This window comes from Sporanaerobium hydrogeniformans (assembly GCF_002735925.1).
Classification (GTDB): domain Bacteria; phylum Bacillota; class Clostridia; order Lachnospirales; family Cellulosilyticaceae; genus Sporanaerobium; species Sporanaerobium hydrogeniformans.
In genome coordinates this window covers 14,439-33,083 of the sequence record NZ_PEDL01000026.1, presented here as the reverse complement: position 1 = coordinate 33,083, position 18,645 = coordinate 14,439, and the positions used below count along the sequence as shown (strand labels likewise).

The window sequence follows — 18,645 nt, the reverse complement described above, 5'->3', positions numbered from 1 at the left end:
AAATAGGAACAGAATAAAGCTTCGGCTAGCAAGTAAGGGAGCTCTTCGCAAGCTTCCTCCACAGGATGGATGTAAAATCTTAGAGAAGTCCTATAGGCTGCTTTTAGGGACGTTATCACAAGTGCCTTTCTTGTGATAGGTAGGACCGTTAGCCTATTGGACTGAACTTAGATTTTACCCATCCGAGGACCGAGAAGCTTGCGAAGAGCTCCCTTACTTGCGGTCCCTGAGAACATCCCCTATCCCTTTCCTTTTAGTAGTCTAATGTGTAAAACACCTCGATAAACTAAAATTTAAATTATTTAGCCAGTGAAAGTATAGTTGAATTGACAACTTATTTATGAAGGAGTATATTGATATTAGATATAACGATAATAGATATAAGTGAAGATGAAAGGATAAAAATATGGCAAGAGAGCAACTAAAGACTCTGACAGAACCGATGTACTATATATTGCTTGTTCTACTTGAAGAGCAGCATGGTTATGGCATAATGCAAAAAATTGCTGAACTTACAAAAGGACGAGTTGTGATAGGTGCAGGTACTCTTTATGCTCTTTTATCTCGTTTTGAAAAAGAGGGGATTATTGAGCAAGTTAGGGAAGAAGAGCGTAAGAAGATTTACAAGCTAACCTATAAAGGGAAGATTCTTCTTTATGAGGAAGAAGAAAGGCTGAAAAAACTATTAGAGGATGGGATGTGCTATAGGAAGGGGTTAAAAAATGAGTAAAGGAAGGATAGGCTTTCTAGGATTTATGACCTTAGATTATAAGGCGTTACAAATATATTTGAATCAAATGGCTGCTAAAGGCTATGAGCTTAAACAAATAACCAAGGTACTACCTTTTGGTAAATTTGAAAAGAGTGAAGAAGCTAAGTCTAGGTCTTATTATGTAGATATTTTTGACAAGCAAGAAGAGGAAGATTACATTGCTTTATGTGAGGAATCAGGTTGGACTTATAGTGGGGCTATTCATGTGATGAAGGTCTTTAAACAAAAAGAGAAGAAAGAAGCAATTCCTATTCAAACAGATGTAGAAATTGAAACGAAGCTTGCCTCAGCTACTTTCTTAAATAAGGAGCTTTTACCTTGGTTTATGTTAACACCCTTATTACTTATACAGTTTATAATGGGAATCCAAAACTTTGACTATACAAGCTTACTAAGTTATTTGGGGAGTATGTCTCTTATTTGGGTACCACTTGCTATGAGTTATTTGATAGTGATGTTAAGTCTATGGCTTACTTATAGGAGAAAGGCAGTTAAGGCACTTAATGAAGAGAAAGTCTTAAAAGTTCCTTCTATACAAGGAGCAAGATGCAGAGGTTATTTTTCTTATGGATATGTACTTTTGATAGTTTTTCTACTTATATGGAGTGCTATAGGTGACTTTGGAAATGAACCACGTGTTGTTATAGCCAGTTTTATTCCTATTATATTCATTACCATAGGAAGCTATGGTATAGGAACTTGGAGCCGGAAAAAGAAGAATAAGCAGGCTAATTGGATAGCTGTTTTGTTTATTGTAGGAAGTATTTTAGCTTGGCCCTTTTTAGGTATATGGCTAATTAGTACAGGTGATTATACAAAGAATGACTGGGAGCTTCAAAAGGAAGCGGCATATTATCCTGTTTTAACCTTAAATGAAGTGAATGTTAAGGAAATGGAAGAGGAACCAAGTGTGAGGTTGGATAAGGGACATTCCTTTTTTGTAAAAGCCTCCTATCAATACATAGAAAGGGCACCACGTGACTCCAATTTAAATATACCTGTTATCGAGACACAATATATTGAGGCACGTAGTGCTTGGCTGGCAGAATTTATTTTTAATAATATGTTGGAGGAAATAGAAAGATGGGAGCCTCAGATGCTGGATGAAAGACTCTATGATGTAGAAGAAGCCTATTATTTTAAAGGAAGAGAAGTACTGCTTCTTAAAAAAGGAAAGATTCTTTTAAAAGTTGAAGGGATGGGAGAAGAAGGTGAGCTACTAAATGCTCCTTGTACAGAGGCTATAAAAGGATTATTTATTTATCATTAACAGATGAATGCATATAGAAAATGCAAATAAAAACTTAGAAGAAATACCTAAAAATGGTAGTTATAAAAACTTATAATTTTTATAAAGAAGGATATAATAAATCTTGTAAAACCGATACTGAATGTAGGAGGGAAGTTACCATGAAGTATACTCACCGAAGCATTCTTAACCGTAGTATAAGCTATGCGGCATCAACCGGAGCTTATCCACCAAAACGGTAACGAGGTTTTATTACTCATAGAAGACTCACTTAACCCTATACGCCCATATAGAGTTAAGTGAGTTTTAATGTGCACAGATTTAAGATGAGACTTCAAAAAGATGTTTCCAGTAGCGACGAGGCATGTAAGAACGGCGTTGTCTTTCATTAAGACGTTCAGGGATAGTGGTAGCTTTATAATAGCTTTTAAAGAGTTCTTCAAATCCATCTTTGTTAGCAAAATTTAAAAGCTTCTCCTTCTCTTCAGGTGAAAAATCTTTTAGGTAAGCTTCTTGTTTGTTATAGACAAGGGCTAATTCACGTTTTAAATCATGGATAATGAAATACTGATTGCTAAAGCGTTTTTGGAAATGCTCTATAATGAGAGGCAGGATATGATGATCTGGCTCAATTTGGGCATAAAAGATACCCGAATGAATTTCTCTAAAACGTACAAAGCCTATCATACGATGGGCTTCAAGGGTAACCTTGCGAGTATAGTTCTCTACTTTGTGAATGATGGGATTATTTTTGGCGAGGTTGATAGTAGCAGAGTACTGATAGCAAAGTCGTATATAGTCTAGTATAAGATTTTCGGATTGGGGGAGATCACTTAAATAAAGATGGTAAACATTGGTGAGAGTTTCAAAAGAAAGTTTAGAAAGAAGGCTACGGTACACGCGGTCTGCTTTATCCTCTTCAGTGATAATAGTAAGAACCTCTTCTATTAAACTTGGGATGTAATCTTCCTTTTTATAAATACATAGAGAGTCTTTTTCTTTATAAGTATAAAAAAGGGTGGTAAGAAGCCCCTCAAAGCTTCCATCATAAACATAATCTTTCATAGTTGCTCCTTTATATTTCGCCTGTTAAAGCACTTAAGCTATCTTCAATAAGAAGTAGAGGTTTTGGGGAAGAGGTAAACAAACTAAGCTGTTCATAAGTTTTACCTATATCTGCAGAAAAAGAAGTAGGCCTCAAAGCTTTACGTATTCTATCCTCATCTAAAGCTACAGAACCATAGTATTTAGTATTGCAGGTGATAAAGTATTGGGCACGTTTTAATACAATCCCTAGTTTTTTTAAATCACTGTAATCAAGTGGAGCAATGCGACGGCTACTCATAATGCGCTGTGCACTACGGACACCAATCCCAGGTACACGAAGCAGTAAAGGATAAGAAGCTTTATTGATTTCTACAGGAAATTGATCAAGATGTGCAAGTGCCCAGGAGGTTTTAGGGTCAAAGTAGATATCGAGGTTAGGGTGCTCTTCATCTAGTAGTTCATTCGCTCTAAAACCATAAAAGCGAAGTAACCAATCACTTTGGTAAAGACGATGTTCCCTTAAAGTAGGAGGATTTTCAATAGAAGGAAGTTCCTTATCTTTATTAACAGGTACATAAGCTGAATAATAAACTCTTTTGAGGCGGTATTTATCATAAAGCTTTTGGGTAAGGGTAAGGATATTTAAATCACTATCTGGGGTAGCCCCAATAATGAGCTGGGTACTTTGACCACCGGGAACGAACAGAGGAGCTTTTTGAGACTTTTTCCACTCTTCTTGATGGCTCACAATATGTGTGCTAATACTTTTCATAGGTGTAAAAATTTCTTCCTTTTTCTTATCAGGAGCAAGGCGCTTTAAGGAAGAAGAAGAAGGAAGTTCAATGTTAACACTCATACGGTCTACATAGAGTCCTGCTTCATGAATGAGTATTTCATCTGCCCCAGGAATAGCTTTTAAATGAATATAACCCTTAAAGCCTTGTTCTTGTCGGAGCTTTCTTACAATAGTAGTGAGAAGTTCCATGGTATGGTTAGGACTTTTAAAAATAGCAGAGCTTAAAAAAAGTCCCTCGATGTAATTACGTCTATAAAAATGGATGGTTAGGTCGATCACTTCATCTACTGTAAAGGCAGCACGAGGTATATCATTCGATTTACGATTCATACAATAAGCGCAGTCATACTGGCAGTAATTGGTTAACAGGATTTTAAATAATGAGATGCATCTGCCATCTGGGGTAAAGCTATGACAAATACCTGCTGCTGCTGTAGAACCTAGGTCACCTTTTTGCGTAGGACGACGTGAACCAGAAGAAGAACAGGAAACATCATATTTAGCTGCATCTGATAAAATCTCTAGTTTTGTTTTTATATCCATATTTTCACCCTCTTTTCGAAATCGAACATATGTTCTATTATAGTATAAGCTTTTTAGAAATGCAATATACTCTTTTTATTTAAAGTAAGTTGATGTAACTTTTACAATAAAGTAAGAATAATTAGATGGGCAAGTGGAATAATAATTTTCATAAAGTATTTCAAAAATGAGGCTTATGCAAAAAGTAATGAGTAGTACAGATAAGAGAGAAACATAAGTTAAAAGGAGAGAGAAAAAGTGAAGAAAGCTACTATTCAGAAAATGAGTATCTTAATTCTTTGTTTGGGTATGATGGTGCCACAAGTCAGCTTTGCTAATACAGTGAATAAGACCACTTCTAGTACGTATACCGTTAAAGGAAAGGTACTTAAGAAAATAAAAGCGACACCTAATGAGCTTATACTCCCACGAGGAAGTAGTGAAGAAGACTTTAAAAAACAAGTTAAGGTAGAAGCTTACTATAAAGGAGTAACGGAGCCTATAGAGGTAAAAAATTATGAAACCAATTATGTAGACATAAAGGATAAGCTTGGTAGCTATAATGTAACGATTAAGTACACAGAGAATGGATGTAGTGCTTCTACTAAAGTTTGTGTAACTATAGAGGAAGCACCAACTAGTATCATTAATTATCCCTATGTAGGTGGTTATGAAGATGGTACCTTTAGACCAGATCAAGCAGTAACAAGGGAAGAATTTGCTTCTATGCTAGCACGCATTATAAGTGATGCCAATGTACCTAAAATGCCTAATATTTATACAGATTTAAATCCTGCACGCTATAGTACAGATAATATCAATTATGTTACTAAACTAGGTATTTTTGCACCAGATGCAGAAGGAAAATTTAATCCTTTTGATACGGTAACCGAAAAGGAATTTTTAGAAGTTGTATCCAAGTTAGCACCTTATATTAAGGGAGAATCCCAGGAATTAAGTAAACTTAGTCAATCAGATAAATTAGTATCAAGGGCACAAGCTGTCGTTATTATTAATCAGCTTTTTAATCGCCTTTGCAAACAAACAAATATTGTAAATCCTTATAGTGATTTACCTGAAAATTACTGGGCATATCAAGCTATTTTATGTGCCAGTGTAAAAAATGAGCAACCAGCTATAGAGCCACGAAGATAAAATAAAAGTACCTATTGATGTGTTTAAAATAATCAATAGGTACTTTTTATAGAGCATCTTATAAGAAATATATTAAAATTTTTTTATAGAGAAGTTTTTTTGCACAGCATCAGGCTCACTTCACGAATAACTTTACAGGCTACAGCAGTAGAGACACCACTTGGATCATAGTGGGGAGAAAGCTCAACAATGTCTGCTCCTACAAAGTTTAGATTTTGAATAAGATAAAAAGCCTTCATCAATTCTTTAAAAGTCAGTCCACCGGGTTCAGGAGTCCCTGTACCTGCAAAAAGAGAAGGATCTAATACATCTAAGTCTACAGTAAGATAGACGGGTTTACCTTGAAGCTTAGGTAAGACTGTGTTTAGAGAGTGTGTATCAAACAGATTCAGGTGTAAATGACTTTTAGCCCAATTAAATTCCTCTCGTGTACCTGAGCGAATCCCAAATTGGTAAATACGTCCATCACCTAACAAATCCCAGGCGCGCCGCAAAACTGTCGCATGAGAAAGCGTCTCACCTAAATAATCCTCTCTCAAATCTGTATGGGCATCGAAGTGAATGATATGAAGTTCAGGGTATTTAGTATAAAGCTCAGTGATAATAGGAAGGCTAATAAGATGTTCACCACCTACAAAAAGTGGTTTTTTATGAGCACCTATAATCCCTTTAGCAACGTCTTGAATCGTACTTAGGGCTCTTGATGTATTTCCAAAGGGTAAATCTACATCACCTATATCACAAAGAGCATAATCCTCTAAATCTAAATCGAGATAAGGAGAATAGGTTTCAAGTCCGTAGGAATCAAGGCGTATTTGATTAGGAGCAAAGCGCGTACCTGGTCTAAAGCTTGTAGTCCCATCAAAAGGAGCACCAGCAAGGACGAGTTCCGCTTGCTCATAAGTGGCATCAAAGCCAATAAACGTATGAGTTTGAGAAGTATTATGCATTTTCTAGTTCATCCTTTACATAAGTAGGGAGCATGAAGGCTCCGATATGAAGCTTAGTATTATAATAACGGGTAGGAAGCTGAAGTTCTTCCCAAAATTTAGCCTTTAAGTCCTTAATAGGGTCAAGGCGCTTAGATGCAAAGCCAAAGAGCCAATGACCAGAAGGATAGGTAGGCATATGAAATTGATAAACCTTAGCAATAGGAAAGGTTTTTTTAAGCTTACTATGAGCTCTTTTCATTTCAGTAGCATCATCAGCGTAGTAAGGACTTTCATGCTGGTTAATGAGAATACCCTCTTCTGTTAAGAGACGTTTACAAGATTCATAAAAAGCATAGGTAAAAAGTCCTTCACCAGGTCCTATCGGATCTGTCGAGTCTACGATGATAAGGTCATAGCTAGCAGTAGAAGCTTTTTGTACAAAGTCAAGTCCATCTTCAAAACAGAGATGAACTTTAGGGTTATTGGCTAAACAAGAAGCTGTTTGAGGTAAATACTTTTGACAAAGGTGTACAACGCGCTCGTCAATCTCTACGAGATCTACGCTTTCAACAAAAGGATAGCGAAGGAGTTCACGGCAAGTTCCGCCGTCGCCACCTCCTACAACTAATACACGTTTAATTTGAGGATTAACAGCAAAGGAAGGGTGAACGATCATTTCATGATAAATAAACTCGTCTTTTTCTGTAGCCATCATAAGTCCATCTAAAGTAAAAAACTTTCCGAAGGTTTCACTTTCATAAAAATCAATTTGCTGATAAGGTGTTTTTTCAGAATAAAGATGCTTCTTAACTTGAATGGAAAAGTGTACATCAGGTTGGTGATTTTCAGTATACCAATCATTCATAGGATTGAGTCTCCTTTATAGTTTTAAGAAAAAGAAATTTAATCGTCAATATGGAACATAGCTTCAGTGACAGTAGTGCCATAAAAGATTTCATCCATTTCACGTTTTACTCTTTTTGCTATCATTTTTGCTTCGCCAGGGTGAAGGTCTTCTTTAGTATAACCAAAGAGATAGTTATCTAGGTCAAAGCCTTTTAATTTGCATTTGGTGTGGAAAATATTTTCCTGATACACATTAACATCAATCATGTTGTAGAGCATACGAATGTGCTCAGGAATAAAGTTTTGTATGGAATCAATGGGATGGTCGATAAAGAGTTTACGTCCTGTGATATCACGTGTAAAACCACGTACACGATAATCGATGGTCATGATATCTGCATCAAAGGAGTGAATCAAAAAGTTAAGCGCTTTAAGAGGTGAGATTTCACCACAAGTTGCTACATCAATATCGGCCCGAAAGGTACTGATTCCTTCGTAAGGATGATATTCTGGATAAGTGTGTACAGTAATATGACTTTTATCTAAGTGACCAAGGACAGTATGAGGAAGAGGACCAGGTGAAGCAGACTTAGCACTGGGCTGTGCTTCTATCATGGGACATTCTGAAATAAGAATAGTAACACTAGCACCTTGAGGGTCATAGTCTTGCTTGGCGACATTAAGGACAGTAGCCCCAATCATTTCTGCAACAGTTGATAAAATTTGAGTCAGCCTTTCGGCATTGTATTGTTCATCAATATACTCAATATAAGCCATTCGATCAGCTGCAGTTTTCGTATAACAAATGTCATACATATTAAAGCTAAGTGTTTTGGTAAGATTGTTAAAACCATAAAGGCGGAGTTTACTAGGATTTTCACTATTCATCGTATTTCAAATCGTCTCCTTAATAACTTAAATTTTGACAGTACATTTCTAGGCGTTATTATAAGGTATTAACCTCTAAAAATCAATTAAAAATAAAACATTGCAAAATTTTTTGTTTAGTAATAGTGCTTTTAAATAAGAGGCAATATTTGAGAGTACACATTCCTATAAAGGTATGATAACATAATAGGTATTGATTTCAAAAACATGATTACAATGCGGAAAGAGGAGTTTGGATGACAGATAGCAGTAAACCTTATGTCCTTGTATTTGGGCTTTCTATTTATGATATATTTGGTTTTACTAACAATCACTATCGCCCTTATGATTCCAACCCAGGAAAGGTAAAGGTTTCTTGTGGGGGTGTGTGTAGAAATATTGCTGAAAATATGGCAAGGATAGGGATGAACACTAAGTTTATTTCCATTTTAGGAGAAGATGAGAAGGGACAGGCTATTTTGAAGGCAGCTAGTAAGGTTGGACTAGATATGCAGGATTCCCTTATTATAAAAGGAGCTTCTACTCCCACGTATCTAGCTATATTGGATGAAAAGGGAGAGATGGTTTCTGCTGTTGTAGACATTGAGATTGCTAAATGCTTTGATAAGGAAGAAGTAGATAAAAGGTCAAAAATCATTAAAGAGGCAGAATATATGTTCTTTGGAGCAGATAACCCTGAACTTATTGAATACATCGTAAAGACTTATAAAGGGTATACACACTTTGTATTAGATCCTGTTTCTACAACCAAAGCACAAGGTGTCAAGCATTTACTTCCTTATTTTCATACCATTAAACCCAATAGGTATGAAGCAGAAATACTTTGTGGCTTTAGGTTAGATAGTGAAGAAACTATAAGAGAGGCAGGAGCTTATTTTAGAGCCATTGGTGTACAGAATGTATTTATTAGCCTAGATACAGAAGGCATTTATTACAATAATGGTAAAGAAGAGGGCATCATTAGGGGTATGCCTTTAGTGGTTAAAAATGTAACGGGTGCAGGTGATGCTTTTGTAGCAGGTCTTGGCTATGGTTACATGAATGCTACTAATATAAAAGAAACAGTAAAGTTAGCTATTACTTTATCTAATATTACTATTTCACATGAAGAAACCATTCATCCAGAGCTTAATTATAAACAAGTAGAGCAGGTGATGACCGCTTGTAAATGGGAGGAAAAAAGTTTTAGAGGAGAAGTCAGAGGTATTAATAAATAAAAAAGCTAGAGTATACTATAATTAATTAAAATTTTAAAATTATTTTCAAATAAGGAACTAAACAAATAAGTATAACGTCTTAATAGTAAAATGACAATGAGGGGGAGAAAGATGAAAAGAATTTTAAGTTTAATGTTAGCTTTTATTTTATTATTACCGACTTCATTATGGGCAAAGGAAATGGATAAGGATTTAGAAGCACGTATTCTAAGCACGAAACAAAGAATTGAGGTGCCTGAAGCGCTCAGTGAGTTTGAATATGACTTAAGAAGCCGAGACAAAGAAAATAGGTATTATTTTACTTGGAGAGATAAGCAAAAACAAGAAAGAAGGATAAGTGTAGTTGTTGATAAGGAAACAGGAACGATTCTAAATTACAGCTATAACCACGATAATGAGAAGGGGGATGAAAAGGACTTAGCCAAGATTTCTTATGAGAAAGCACTTGAAAATGCTAATGCCTTTTTGAAAAAAGTGGTACCAGAATACGAGTCGAAGCTTAGGTTAAATGAGAACCGTGGGTATTTTGATGGGTACTACTATGAATTTGGTTTTGATTATTGTCCAAATGGCATTAAGGTAAAAGATGTGGAGATTTCTGTAGCGGTAAGCAAACAGGATGGCAAGGTATATCAGTTTTCTGGTATGAATAAGGATCGGTTTACCTATAGCTTGCATAAGCCGAAGCTTACTTTAAAAGAAGCAGAGGCCATTTATAAAGAAAAAATAGGTGTACAGCTTAAATATATGCTTTTTTATGATTACAAAACAAAAACGATGAAAAGCTTTCCCGCTTATATAGCACAAAATAGTTCACGTAAAGTCATTGATGCTTTTACGGGAGAAGTATATGTACCTCAAGAAGAAATGAATGGAGTTCCTTATGCACAGGATTTAACAGGGTATGCAGAAAATGCCAAAATGGATACGGGGCTCACACCTGAGGAAACTCAGGTGATAGAAGTAACAAAAGGACTTTTGACAAAAGAAGAAGCTATTAAAAGAGTTGCTAACTCTTTTTCGCGCGTAAACGGGATGAAAGTAACTTATGACAGACTTTACAAAGATGAAATAAGTCAGCGTTATATTTGGAACATTAGTGGAACAGTAGCACTTAAAGAGAGTGAAGTACCTCTTAAAAAAGACCTAAGTGAAGATTCTTTTGAAAGAGAGGGAACTATTCATCTGAGAGTAAATGCTCAAACAGGTGAAGTTTTAAATTATAATATCTATTTACCTTATGTTGATACAGTGCCTGAACGTGATGAAAAAGTAACTCATGCAAAGGTGGAGGCTCTTGCAAAGGAATTAGCTAAAGATAAGTATGAAAAGACACATTATACAGAAGAAGCTGAGCAGCAAGTTAGGCCATTGGAGACAAAAGGGCAACCTAGTCAAAGTTTTTATTTTGAACGTCTAGAAAATACCGTACCTGTTAGTGGAGATGGCATACGTATGACTTACAATAAGGTTTATGACGAGATAACAAGTTATAATCTAATGTGGAATGATTTTAACTTTGAGCCTATAAAGGGCGAATTAAGTAAAGAAGAGATCATTAGCAATATAGGGCTTAAACTCATGTATGTAAGTACAGGTAATGAGGAACGTAAATTAAGTTATACCTGTGAGGAAGAACAGGGATTATTTAATCCTTACACAGGTGAAAAAATAGATTATCAAGGTAAACCAGCTATAGAAAAAGAACAAGGCTTTTATACAGACCTTGAAAAGCATCCAGCTAAAGCCATTATTAAGAAGCTTTATGAAAGTGGTTACTCTTTACCAGGTAAGACATTTAAGCCAGAAGTATCTGTCACTCAAGTTGATTTTTTAAGATATTTACAAAAAATGACCAGTAGTAGCATTGATGAAACAGAAGTTTACCGAAGAGCAATTCAAAAAGGAATCCTTGAAGAAACAGAGAAAAACCCTAAACTTATCCTTACACATGAAACACTTATCAAATATTTAATAAATGACGCAGGGTATAAAAAGATAGCGCAGCTTAAAAATATTTACAACTATCCTTTTAAAACAGAAACAAATGAGGAATTAAAAGGATACATTACGTTAGCTTTTGGACTCGATTTAATAGCAGGAGATTTAGAGTTTAATCCAAAAGCAGAAGTAAGTCGAGCACAGGTAGCTCAATATATTTATAATAGTTTAAGATAAACAAATTTCAAAACAAAAACACCTTAGTAGTCTCAGACTAGTTAAGGTGTTTTTGTTTTTTAGAAAGAAATAGTTTATTTAGCACTGTAATAACAACGTTTTGGAGAGATAATAGAACCGTCGGCTTTAAGAGCTGTTAAGGCAGCGGTAATAGCTTTTTTATCAAGGCCTGTTGCTTCTGCAATATCTCCAGCTTTCATAGGTTCAGCATTTGCCTTAAGTGTTTCAAGTACTTTATTCATTGTTTCCATCATACAAACCTCCTTGGCTAAATAGGATAATAAATGATTATAATTTATTATAGAACAAAACTCAAATATAATCAATAATAATTATTATTAAATAATAGGTGTAAAATCATATTTATTTGGCAGAAATTGTATAGTACCTACTAGAAAAAGCTTTACCGAATTAGCTATAATAGAGAAGAGAATGGTAAAAGGAGTTTGCGATGAAAAAAATTACAAAAATAAGTAGTCAACAGCATGCCGAACGATACAATCTTTTTTTAGATGAAGCATTTTTTTGTGGCATAAGTGAAGATACTCTCGTGAAGTTAGGGCTTAAAAAAGGGATGGAAATAGAAGAAGAAACACTGAGGGCATTAATAGAAGAAGAAGGACGCAATCAGTGCTTTCATTATGCCCTTTGGCTTTTAGAACGTCAAAATTATTTTGAAAAGGTTTTAAGAAATAAACTTAAGGCAAAAGAATATACAGAGGAGCAGATTGATTTTGCAATAGAAAAACTAAATAGCTATGGGTATTTAGATGAGGAGCGATTAGTGAATGCTTTTGTGAATGATAAAAAACGTTTTTCTAAAAAAGGACCTTATTATATAAAGGAGGCACTACGCCAAAAGGGTGTATCAACAAAAAAAATTACAGAAGCTTTAAATACACAGTATAGTGAGGAAGAGGAGTTGGAAAATTGCAAACTAGCTGCAGAAAAGAAGTTAGTAAGTTATAGGCGTAAAGAGAGCAATATGTATATCTTAAAGGGAAAACTCTATAGTTTTTTAATGCAAAGAGGCTTTGGGGCAGATACAATTGCAAAGGTAATAGAACTTGTTCTAAAAGAGAATAATGAATAAGAAGGAGGTGAAAGATGTCTCGATTAATAAAGGGAGTCTGTAGACTCATCATTAGACTCATTCAACTGGTGCTCACACTCTTTCTTATGGGGGTAGGCCTTTATATCTATGTAAGATACATAGAGCCACGTCTATTAGTGGTAGAAAAGGAAAGTTTAGATACACATTATTTTGAAGCAGAGGGATTACGTATTGTTCAGTTTAGTGATGTCCATTTAGGAGAATATTACAGTATTCAAGACCTTGTTAAACTAGTGGATCAAATCAATAAGTGTTCACCCGACCTAGTCCTTTTCACAGGAGATTTATTAGACGAAGGAGGAAAGTATAGAGAGGGGGAACAAGTAGGAAGGCTACTAAAAGAGATTAAGGCTACTTATGGGAAATTTGCAGTCTATGGCAATCATGATCATGGTGCCAATGGAAGTAAGCTTTATAAGCAGATTATAGAGGAAGGTGGCTTTACTTTGCTTAAAAACAATGATGTACTTATTACACTCCCATCTGAAGAGAGGATTCGTATCATGGGGATAGATGATCATTCATTAGGAAATCCAGATATTAAGAGTGCAGTAAGGCAAATTAAAAAAGAAGAATATAATATTTTTATGTCTCACGCACCCGATTGTGCTGATGAAGTAAAAGCCTATCCGGTTGATCTTCAAGTAGCAGGGCATAGTCACGGTGGACAGGTAGCTCTTCCTTTTTTAGGTCCCCCCTTTACACCTCCTTATGCACGTAAATATATAAAAGGACTTTATACATTTGAGGCAAATCCAAGGATGACACTTTATGTCAATCGGGGCATAGGGGGAAGTCAGCTTCCTTACCGTTTAATGAACATACCAGAAGTAACATTATTTTTAGTAGGAAGTAAGTAAAAAACACACCTTATAGAGTCGTTGGAGCTTAACAAAAACTAACGGCTTTGTAAGGTGTGTTTTGAATTATATTTAAAAAATAATGCATAAAGATGCAAAAATATTAATAAATATAAAAATAAGTATTGAATAAATATAAAACTAGTTTTATAATTATAAATAAATAAGAAAATTTATCGGTGTTGCTATAGAAGAAATAGGAACAGGTTATGGAGGGTAGGATTATGAGACTTGTACAAGGTAGTGTAACAGCGGCAAAAGGATTTTTGGCAAATGGAGATTTTATTGGGATTAAATCCAAGAAGAAAGACTTAGCGATCATTTATAGTAAGACGCCTTGCGTTATGGCAGGAGCATTTACTCAAATGTAGTAAAGGCTTCTTCTGTTTTATGGAACAAAGAGATTTTAAAAGCAGGTGGCAAAGTACGGGCAATTGTTGCAAATAGTGGAAATGCTAATGCGGCAACGGGTGAACAAGGCTATCAAGATACTGCTGAAATGGCAGCTATAACAGCTAAGGTTTTTAATATTCAAAAAGAAGAAGTATTGGTATGTTCAACAGGTGTAATTGGTGTAAATCTTCCTATGAATGTGATTACCAAAGGGATTCCACAGGTAGCAGCAACAGTTAGTGATACAGGGGAAGGGGCAAAAAACGCCTCTGATGCCATCTTAACGACAGATACATTTAGTAAAACCATTGCAGTACAGGAAGAAGTGGAAGGTGTTACGTTTACAATTGGTGGAATGGGAAAAGGCTCAGGGATGATTCATCCTAATATGGCAACAATGCTAGGATTTATTACAACGGATGTAAATATTACTGCCGAGATGCTTCAAAAAGCACTTCAGAAAGCTATTAATACGACTTTTAACATGATTACTGTAGATGGAGATACGAGTACCAATGATACAGTACTTGTTATTGCTAATGGAGAAGCAGGTAACAAGCTTATTGCAGAAGAAGGCGAAGCGTTTGATAAGTTTTTTAATGCACTCTATGAGGTATGTAAATATATTGCTATTTCTATTGTGAAAGATGGTGAAGGAGCCACTAAATTATTAGAGGTAACTATTAAAGGCGCAGCTGACTTTGAAGCAGGTAAAATGTTAGCCAAAAGCATATTAACTTCAAGTCTTGTTAAAACGGCTTTTTTTGGAGCAGATGCTAACTGGGGACGTATTTTTGCAGCTATGGGCTATGCAGGTGTAGCTTTTGACCCCAATCAAGTCGATATAGCGATTGAAAGTAATGGTGGCTTTGTTAGTTTATTAAAACAAGGTTTACCTGTTAAATTTAGTGAAGAAAAGGCTAAAAAAGTTCTAGAGGAAAGTGAAATCAAAGTCCTTATTCAAATGAGTGAGGGAGAAGCTGAAGTAACAGCTTGGGGTTGTGACCTCAGTTATGACTATGTAAAAATTAATGGAGACTATAGAAGCTAAGGAGAGAGAAGAAGATGGATAAGGGTTTAGAAAAAGCACAGGTACTTATTGAGGCACTACCTTATATACAAGCATTTAATGGAAATCGAGTGGTGATTAAATATGGTGGAAGTGCCATGCTAGATCCAGAAATCAATAAGACGATTGTGCAAGACATGGTTCTGCTTAAACTGGTGGGGCTTAAGCCAATTATTGTACATGGTGGTGGGCCAGAAATTAATAATATGCTAAAACGTCTTGATATTCAGTCTGAATTCATCAATGGCTTACGTGTCACAACAAAGGAAACCATGGAAGTTGTAGAAATGGTATTAGCTGGTAAAGTCAATAAGCAAATCGTAGAAATGATTTCTGGTCAAGGTGGCTTAGCTGTTGGGCTAACAGGTAAGGATGGGAAAATTTTAAGAGCCAAGAAGCTTCAAAAAGGGGAGATTGATTTAGGGTTTGTAGGTGAAATTGAAAAGGTTCATACAGAGTTGATTGAAACATTGATTAACAGCGATTTTATACCCGTTATTTCACCTATTGGTTCGGACGAAGAAGGTAACACCTATAATATTAATGCAGATTATGCGGCAGTAGCTATTGCAGGTGCTTTGAAGGCTCAAAAACTTGTGTTTTTAACGGATGTTGAAGGGGTTCTAAAAGATAAGGATGACCCTTCTAGCCTTATTTCCTTTTTAAATGATGAAGAGGCAAAAAAATATATTGAAGAAGGTATTATTGCTGGGGGGATGATTCCAAAGGTAGAGTGCTGTATGGAGGCTATTGAAGAAGGTGTATCGATGGTACATATTTTAGATGGCAGGCAAAAACATGCATTGATTCTTGAAATTTATACGCCAAATGGAATTGGAACCATGCTCTATAAAAAGGAGGAAAGAAAATGAGCGTGACTATTTTACAAGGCCAAAAGTATATAATGAATACGTACAGCCGTTTTCCTTTATCACTGATTAAAGGAGAAGGCGTTTATGTTTATGATGAGACAGGTAAGAAATATTTAGATATGTGTGCAGGAATTGCAGTGAATGCTTTAGGCTATGGGCATAAAGGATTAAGTGAGGCACTTAAAAAGCAAGTAGATGAACTTCTTCACATTTCTAACCTTTATTATACACCTCAGCAAGTAGAAGCAGCTAGACTTTTAGTAGAAAACTCCCCTTTTGCAAAAGCATTTTTTTGTAACAGCGGTGCAGAGGCCAATGAAGCAGCTCTGAAACTCGCTAAAAAGTTTGGAAAAACCAAGAGTGCAACCTGCAATAAGGTAGTAACGATGGAGCATTCCTTTCATGGGAGAACGTATGGAGCTTTAGGTGCAACAGGACAAATGAAATATCAAAAAAGTTTTACACCTATGTTGCCAGGTTATAGCTATGCCCAGTATAATGATTTTAATAGCTTAAAGGCTTTAGTGGATGAGGATACTTGTGCCGTTTTGTTGGAGGTGATTCAAGGAGAGGGTGGGATTATTCCCGGACAAAAAGAATACCTTCAAGCAGTAGAAGCACTTTGTAAAGAAAAGAATATTTTATTCATGATAGATGAAGTGCAAACAGGTATGGGGCGAACAGGGAAGCTTTTTGCTTTTGAGAACTTCGCTATTCAACCAGATGTGGTTACTTTAGCAAAGGGCTTAGGGGGTGGAGTACCCATTGGTGCTATGCTTTGTAATGAGAAGGCAGATGTTTTTGAGCCAGCTGATCATGCCTCTACTTTTGGAGGGAATCCATTAGCAACTACTGCGGCAGCTGTTGTGTTGAAGGAACTTCTTGAAACCCCACTTTTAAAGCAGGTAAAGAAAGTAGGAAATTATTTAGAAGCTTGTTTGAAGGAGCTTCAAAGAGAGTTTTCCTGCATTAAAGAGGTAAGAGGAATGGGACTTATGCAAGGGATTGAACTAACTATACCAGTGAAAGAGGTAGTAACTCTTTGCATGGAAAAAGGTATGCTTGTTGTAGGTTCAGGTTTAAATGTAGTACGTTTTGTACCACCTCTTATTATAAGCAAAGCTGAAGTGGATGAAGCAATAGATATTTTAAAAAAGGTCTTAAGTAAAGTGAACTAAACAAGGAGTACAAAGGATGATAGGAACGATTGTAAATACAGCAACTATTGTAATAGGGAGCTTATTAGGGCTCTTGATTAAAGGGGGCATTCCTAAACGCTTTGATGAGATGCTGATGAAAGCATTGGGACTCAGTGTTCTTTTTGTAGGAATAGAAGGAAGTCTTAAAACAACAGATACACTTCTTCTTATTATTTCATTGGTTATAGGAGCCCTTATAGGAGAAGGAGTAGATATTGATAAGAGACTCAATGAGCTGGGACAGTACATTGAGAAGCAATTTAAAAAAAGTGGTAAAGGTGGTAATATTGCGGAGGGGTTTGTATCTGCTAGCTTGCTCTTTTGTGTAGGCTCCATGGCTATTGTAGGAGCTATTCAAAGTGGTTTAGAGGGCAATCATACGATGCTCTATATTAAATCTATGTTAGATGGTATTACCTCTATTATCTATACTTCCACTATGGGAATTGGTGTTATATTTTCTGCTGTACCAGTCTTTCTCTATCAAGGGTTTATTGCTCTAAGCTCAAGTTTTCTAGGAACAGTTTTAGATACAACACAAATTGCTAATATTGGTGGTATTGGAAGTGTACTTATTATCGGCCTTGGTTTGAATATATTAGGGATCACAAAGATTAAAGTAGGTAATTTACTGCCTGCTGTTTTTATACCTATGATTTATTATATAGTGAGGAGCTTTTTTTAAAAGTAATGAAATAGGTAAGTTTAAAGAAATAAAGATAAGATAAAAGAACGGCTAAGGAGATGGTAGCCGTTCTTTTTATATAGCATATTTTAGTTAGTTAAAGAGTGGGGTGGAGGAGTAATTTCTGTTTTATAAGTTTCTAGGGCTTCTAATACAGCCTCCATAAGCTTTTTCTGATAGTTTTTGTCACTTAGCATACGGTCTTCTTGCCAGTTACTCATAAAGCCCATTTCAAAGATGACAACAGGAACCTGGGACCAATTAAAGCCTGTCATATCACTACGTTCAAAGATACCATTTACTTTAATACCTTTATTTTGAAGAGCCTTTTTTAGGCAAGTTGCATAATGAAAGCTAGCTTTATAAATTTTAGAAGTATAGGTTCCTTTTTGTGAAGGAACTAAGAGAACAGAGCCAGACTTCCCACCATTATTAATACTATCACAATGGAGGCGAATGGTCATATCAGCACGGGCTTCATTGGCTAGTTGCGCTCTTTCGGCATTGCTGATATTGACATCATTGGTTGTACGAGTCATAACGACTTTATAACCTTTCGATTCGAGAAGTTCTTTGAGGATAAGCCCTGCTTCTAAGTTGATTTTATATTCAGGATTTTTAGTAGCGACACCACTTGTACCCGAAGAAACCCGGGCTTTACGGTTACCTGAACCAGGAGCAATAGGTTCGGTTTTGCCATCACCTTTTGCTTGATGACCTGGGTCAATACACACCACAAAGGAGTTAGCAGCATAGAGTATAGGAACAGATCCCCCTAAAAAGCTTAAGGCTAAAAATAAGCCTAAGCTTTTTTTGAATGTTTTAAGAAGCTTTTTTTTAGTCATTAGTAC

Annotated in this window: 17 protein-coding genes and 1 pseudogene; 11 read left to right on the top strand and 7 right to left on the bottom strand. The window is 35.8% G+C overall.

The window, feature by feature from the left end:
- Positions 1–406: 406 nt before the first annotated feature.
- Both CS063_RS15475 and CS063_RS15470 read left to right on the top strand, forming a co-directional pair.
- Positions 407–730, top strand: a complete 324-nt coding sequence (locus tag CS063_RS15475) for a PadR family transcriptional regulator (protein WP_099450598.1) — start codon at positions 407–409, stop codon at positions 728–730.
- Complete coding sequence (locus CS063_RS15470) at positions 723–2,042, top strand: DUF2812 domain-containing protein (protein WP_099450597.1); 1,320 nt, start codon at positions 723–725, stop codon at positions 2,040–2,042. Before CS063_RS15475 ends, CS063_RS15470 begins: the two co-directional genes overlap by 8 nt.
- Before the next feature lie 300 nt (positions 2,043–2,342).
- Here the strand turns inward: CS063_RS15470 and CS063_RS15465 are convergent, their stop codons facing one another.
- Both CS063_RS15465 and CS063_RS15460 read right to left on the bottom strand, forming a co-directional pair.
- Positions 2,343–3,086, bottom strand: a complete 744-nt coding sequence (locus CS063_RS15465; RefSeq protein WP_099450596.1) for a TIGR03915 family putative DNA repair protein — start codon at positions 3,084–3,086, stop codon at positions 2,343–2,345.
- A 10-nt stretch (positions 3,087–3,096) separates the two neighbouring features.
- Positions 3,097–4,407, bottom strand: coding sequence for a putative DNA modification/repair radical SAM protein (locus CS063_RS15460; RefSeq protein WP_099450595.1), 1,311 nt, complete (start codon positions 4,405–4,407; stop codon positions 3,097–3,099).
- Positions 4,408–4,644: 237 nt separating this feature from the next.
- On the opposite strand from CS063_RS15460, the gene CS063_RS15455 reads away from it, so the two are divergent.
- Positions 4,645–5,541, top strand: coding sequence for an S-layer homology domain-containing protein (locus CS063_RS15455; RefSeq protein ID WP_099450594.1), 897 nt, complete (start codon positions 4,645–4,647; stop codon positions 5,539–5,541).
- 83 nt (positions 5,542–5,624) lie between these two features.
- Here the strand turns inward: CS063_RS15455 and speB are convergent, their stop codons facing one another.
- The 3 genes from speB to speD are packed head-to-tail and all read right to left on the bottom strand — an operon-like array spanning position 5,625 to position 8,207.
- Complete coding sequence (speB, locus tag CS063_RS15450) at positions 5,625–6,491, bottom strand: agmatinase (protein ID WP_099450593.1); 867 nt, start codon at positions 6,489–6,491, stop codon at positions 5,625–5,627.
- Entirely contained in the window at positions 6,484–7,338 is an 855-nt protein-coding gene (speE, locus tag CS063_RS15445; RefSeq protein ID WP_099450592.1) for a polyamine aminopropyltransferase, read from the bottom strand. Before speE ends, speB begins: the two co-directional genes overlap by 8 nt.
- 38 nt (positions 7,339–7,376) lie before the next feature.
- Positions 7,377–8,207: an adenosylmethionine decarboxylase gene (speD, locus tag CS063_RS15440; protein WP_099450591.1), complete on the bottom strand. Its 831-nt coding sequence runs from the start codon at positions 8,205–8,207 to the stop codon at positions 7,377–7,379.
- Between the two features lie 236 nt (positions 8,208–8,443).
- On the opposite strand from speD, the gene CS063_RS15435 reads away from it, so the two are divergent.
- Complete coding sequence (locus CS063_RS15435) at positions 8,444–9,424, top strand: carbohydrate kinase family protein (protein WP_099450590.1); 981 nt, start codon at positions 8,444–8,446, stop codon at positions 9,422–9,424.
- Positions 9,425–9,535: 111 nt separating this feature from the next.
- Positions 9,536–11,602 carry a YcdB/YcdC domain-containing protein gene (locus CS063_RS15430; protein WP_099450589.1) on the top strand — a complete coding sequence of 689 codons (2,067 nt, stop codon included), beginning with the start codon at positions 9,536–9,538 and terminating at the stop codon, positions 11,600–11,602.
- 74 nt (positions 11,603–11,676) lie between these two features.
- Here CS063_RS15430 and CS063_RS15425 read toward each other — a convergent pair whose 3' ends face one another.
- On the bottom strand, positions 11,677–11,856 hold the full coding sequence (locus CS063_RS15425) for an HTH domain-containing protein (RefSeq protein WP_308415543.1): 180 nt from the start codon (positions 11,854–11,856) through the stop codon (positions 11,677–11,679).
- 197 nt (positions 11,857–12,053) lie between these two features.
- Between CS063_RS15425 and CS063_RS15420 the strand changes: the two genes are divergently transcribed.
- From CS063_RS15420 to CS063_RS15395, 6 genes and pseudogenes are all read left to right on the top strand, one after another.
- On the top strand, positions 12,054–12,695 hold the full coding sequence (locus CS063_RS15420; protein WP_099450587.1) for a RecX family transcriptional regulator: 642 nt from the start codon (positions 12,054–12,056) through the stop codon (positions 12,693–12,695).
- 14 nt (positions 12,696–12,709) lie between these two features.
- On the top strand, positions 12,710–13,576 hold the full coding sequence (locus CS063_RS15415) for a metallophosphoesterase (protein WP_099450586.1): 867 nt from the start codon (positions 12,710–12,712) through the stop codon (positions 13,574–13,576).
- Between the two features lie 224 nt (positions 13,577–13,800).
- Positions 13,801–15,020 (top strand): annotated as a pseudogene (gene argJ / locus CS063_RS15410) (bifunctional ornithine acetyltransferase/N-acetylglutamate synthase).
- Positions 15,021–15,034: 14 nt separating this feature from the next.
- Positions 15,035–15,910 (top strand): acetylglutamate kinase, encoded by an 876-nt coding sequence (argB, locus tag CS063_RS15405; RefSeq protein ID WP_099450585.1) that lies wholly within the window; start codon positions 15,035–15,037, stop codon positions 15,908–15,910.
- Positions 15,907–17,088: an aspartate aminotransferase family protein gene (locus CS063_RS15400; protein ID WP_099450584.1), complete on the top strand. Its 1,182-nt coding sequence runs from the start codon at positions 15,907–15,909 to the stop codon at positions 17,086–17,088. The genes argB and CS063_RS15400 overlap by 4 nt, the downstream gene beginning before the upstream one ends.
- Positions 17,089–17,104: 16 nt before the next feature.
- Positions 17,105–17,794 (top strand): DUF554 domain-containing protein, encoded by a 690-nt coding sequence (locus tag CS063_RS15395; protein ID WP_099450583.1) that lies wholly within the window; start codon positions 17,105–17,107, stop codon positions 17,792–17,794.
- 89 nt (positions 17,795–17,883) lie between these two features.
- On the opposite strand, the gene CS063_RS15390 is transcribed toward CS063_RS15395, so the two are convergent.
- Entirely contained in the window at positions 17,884–18,639 is a 756-nt protein-coding gene (locus CS063_RS15390; protein ID WP_099450582.1) for an N-acetylmuramoyl-L-alanine amidase, read from the bottom strand.
- Positions 18,640–18,645 lie beyond the last annotated feature (6 nt).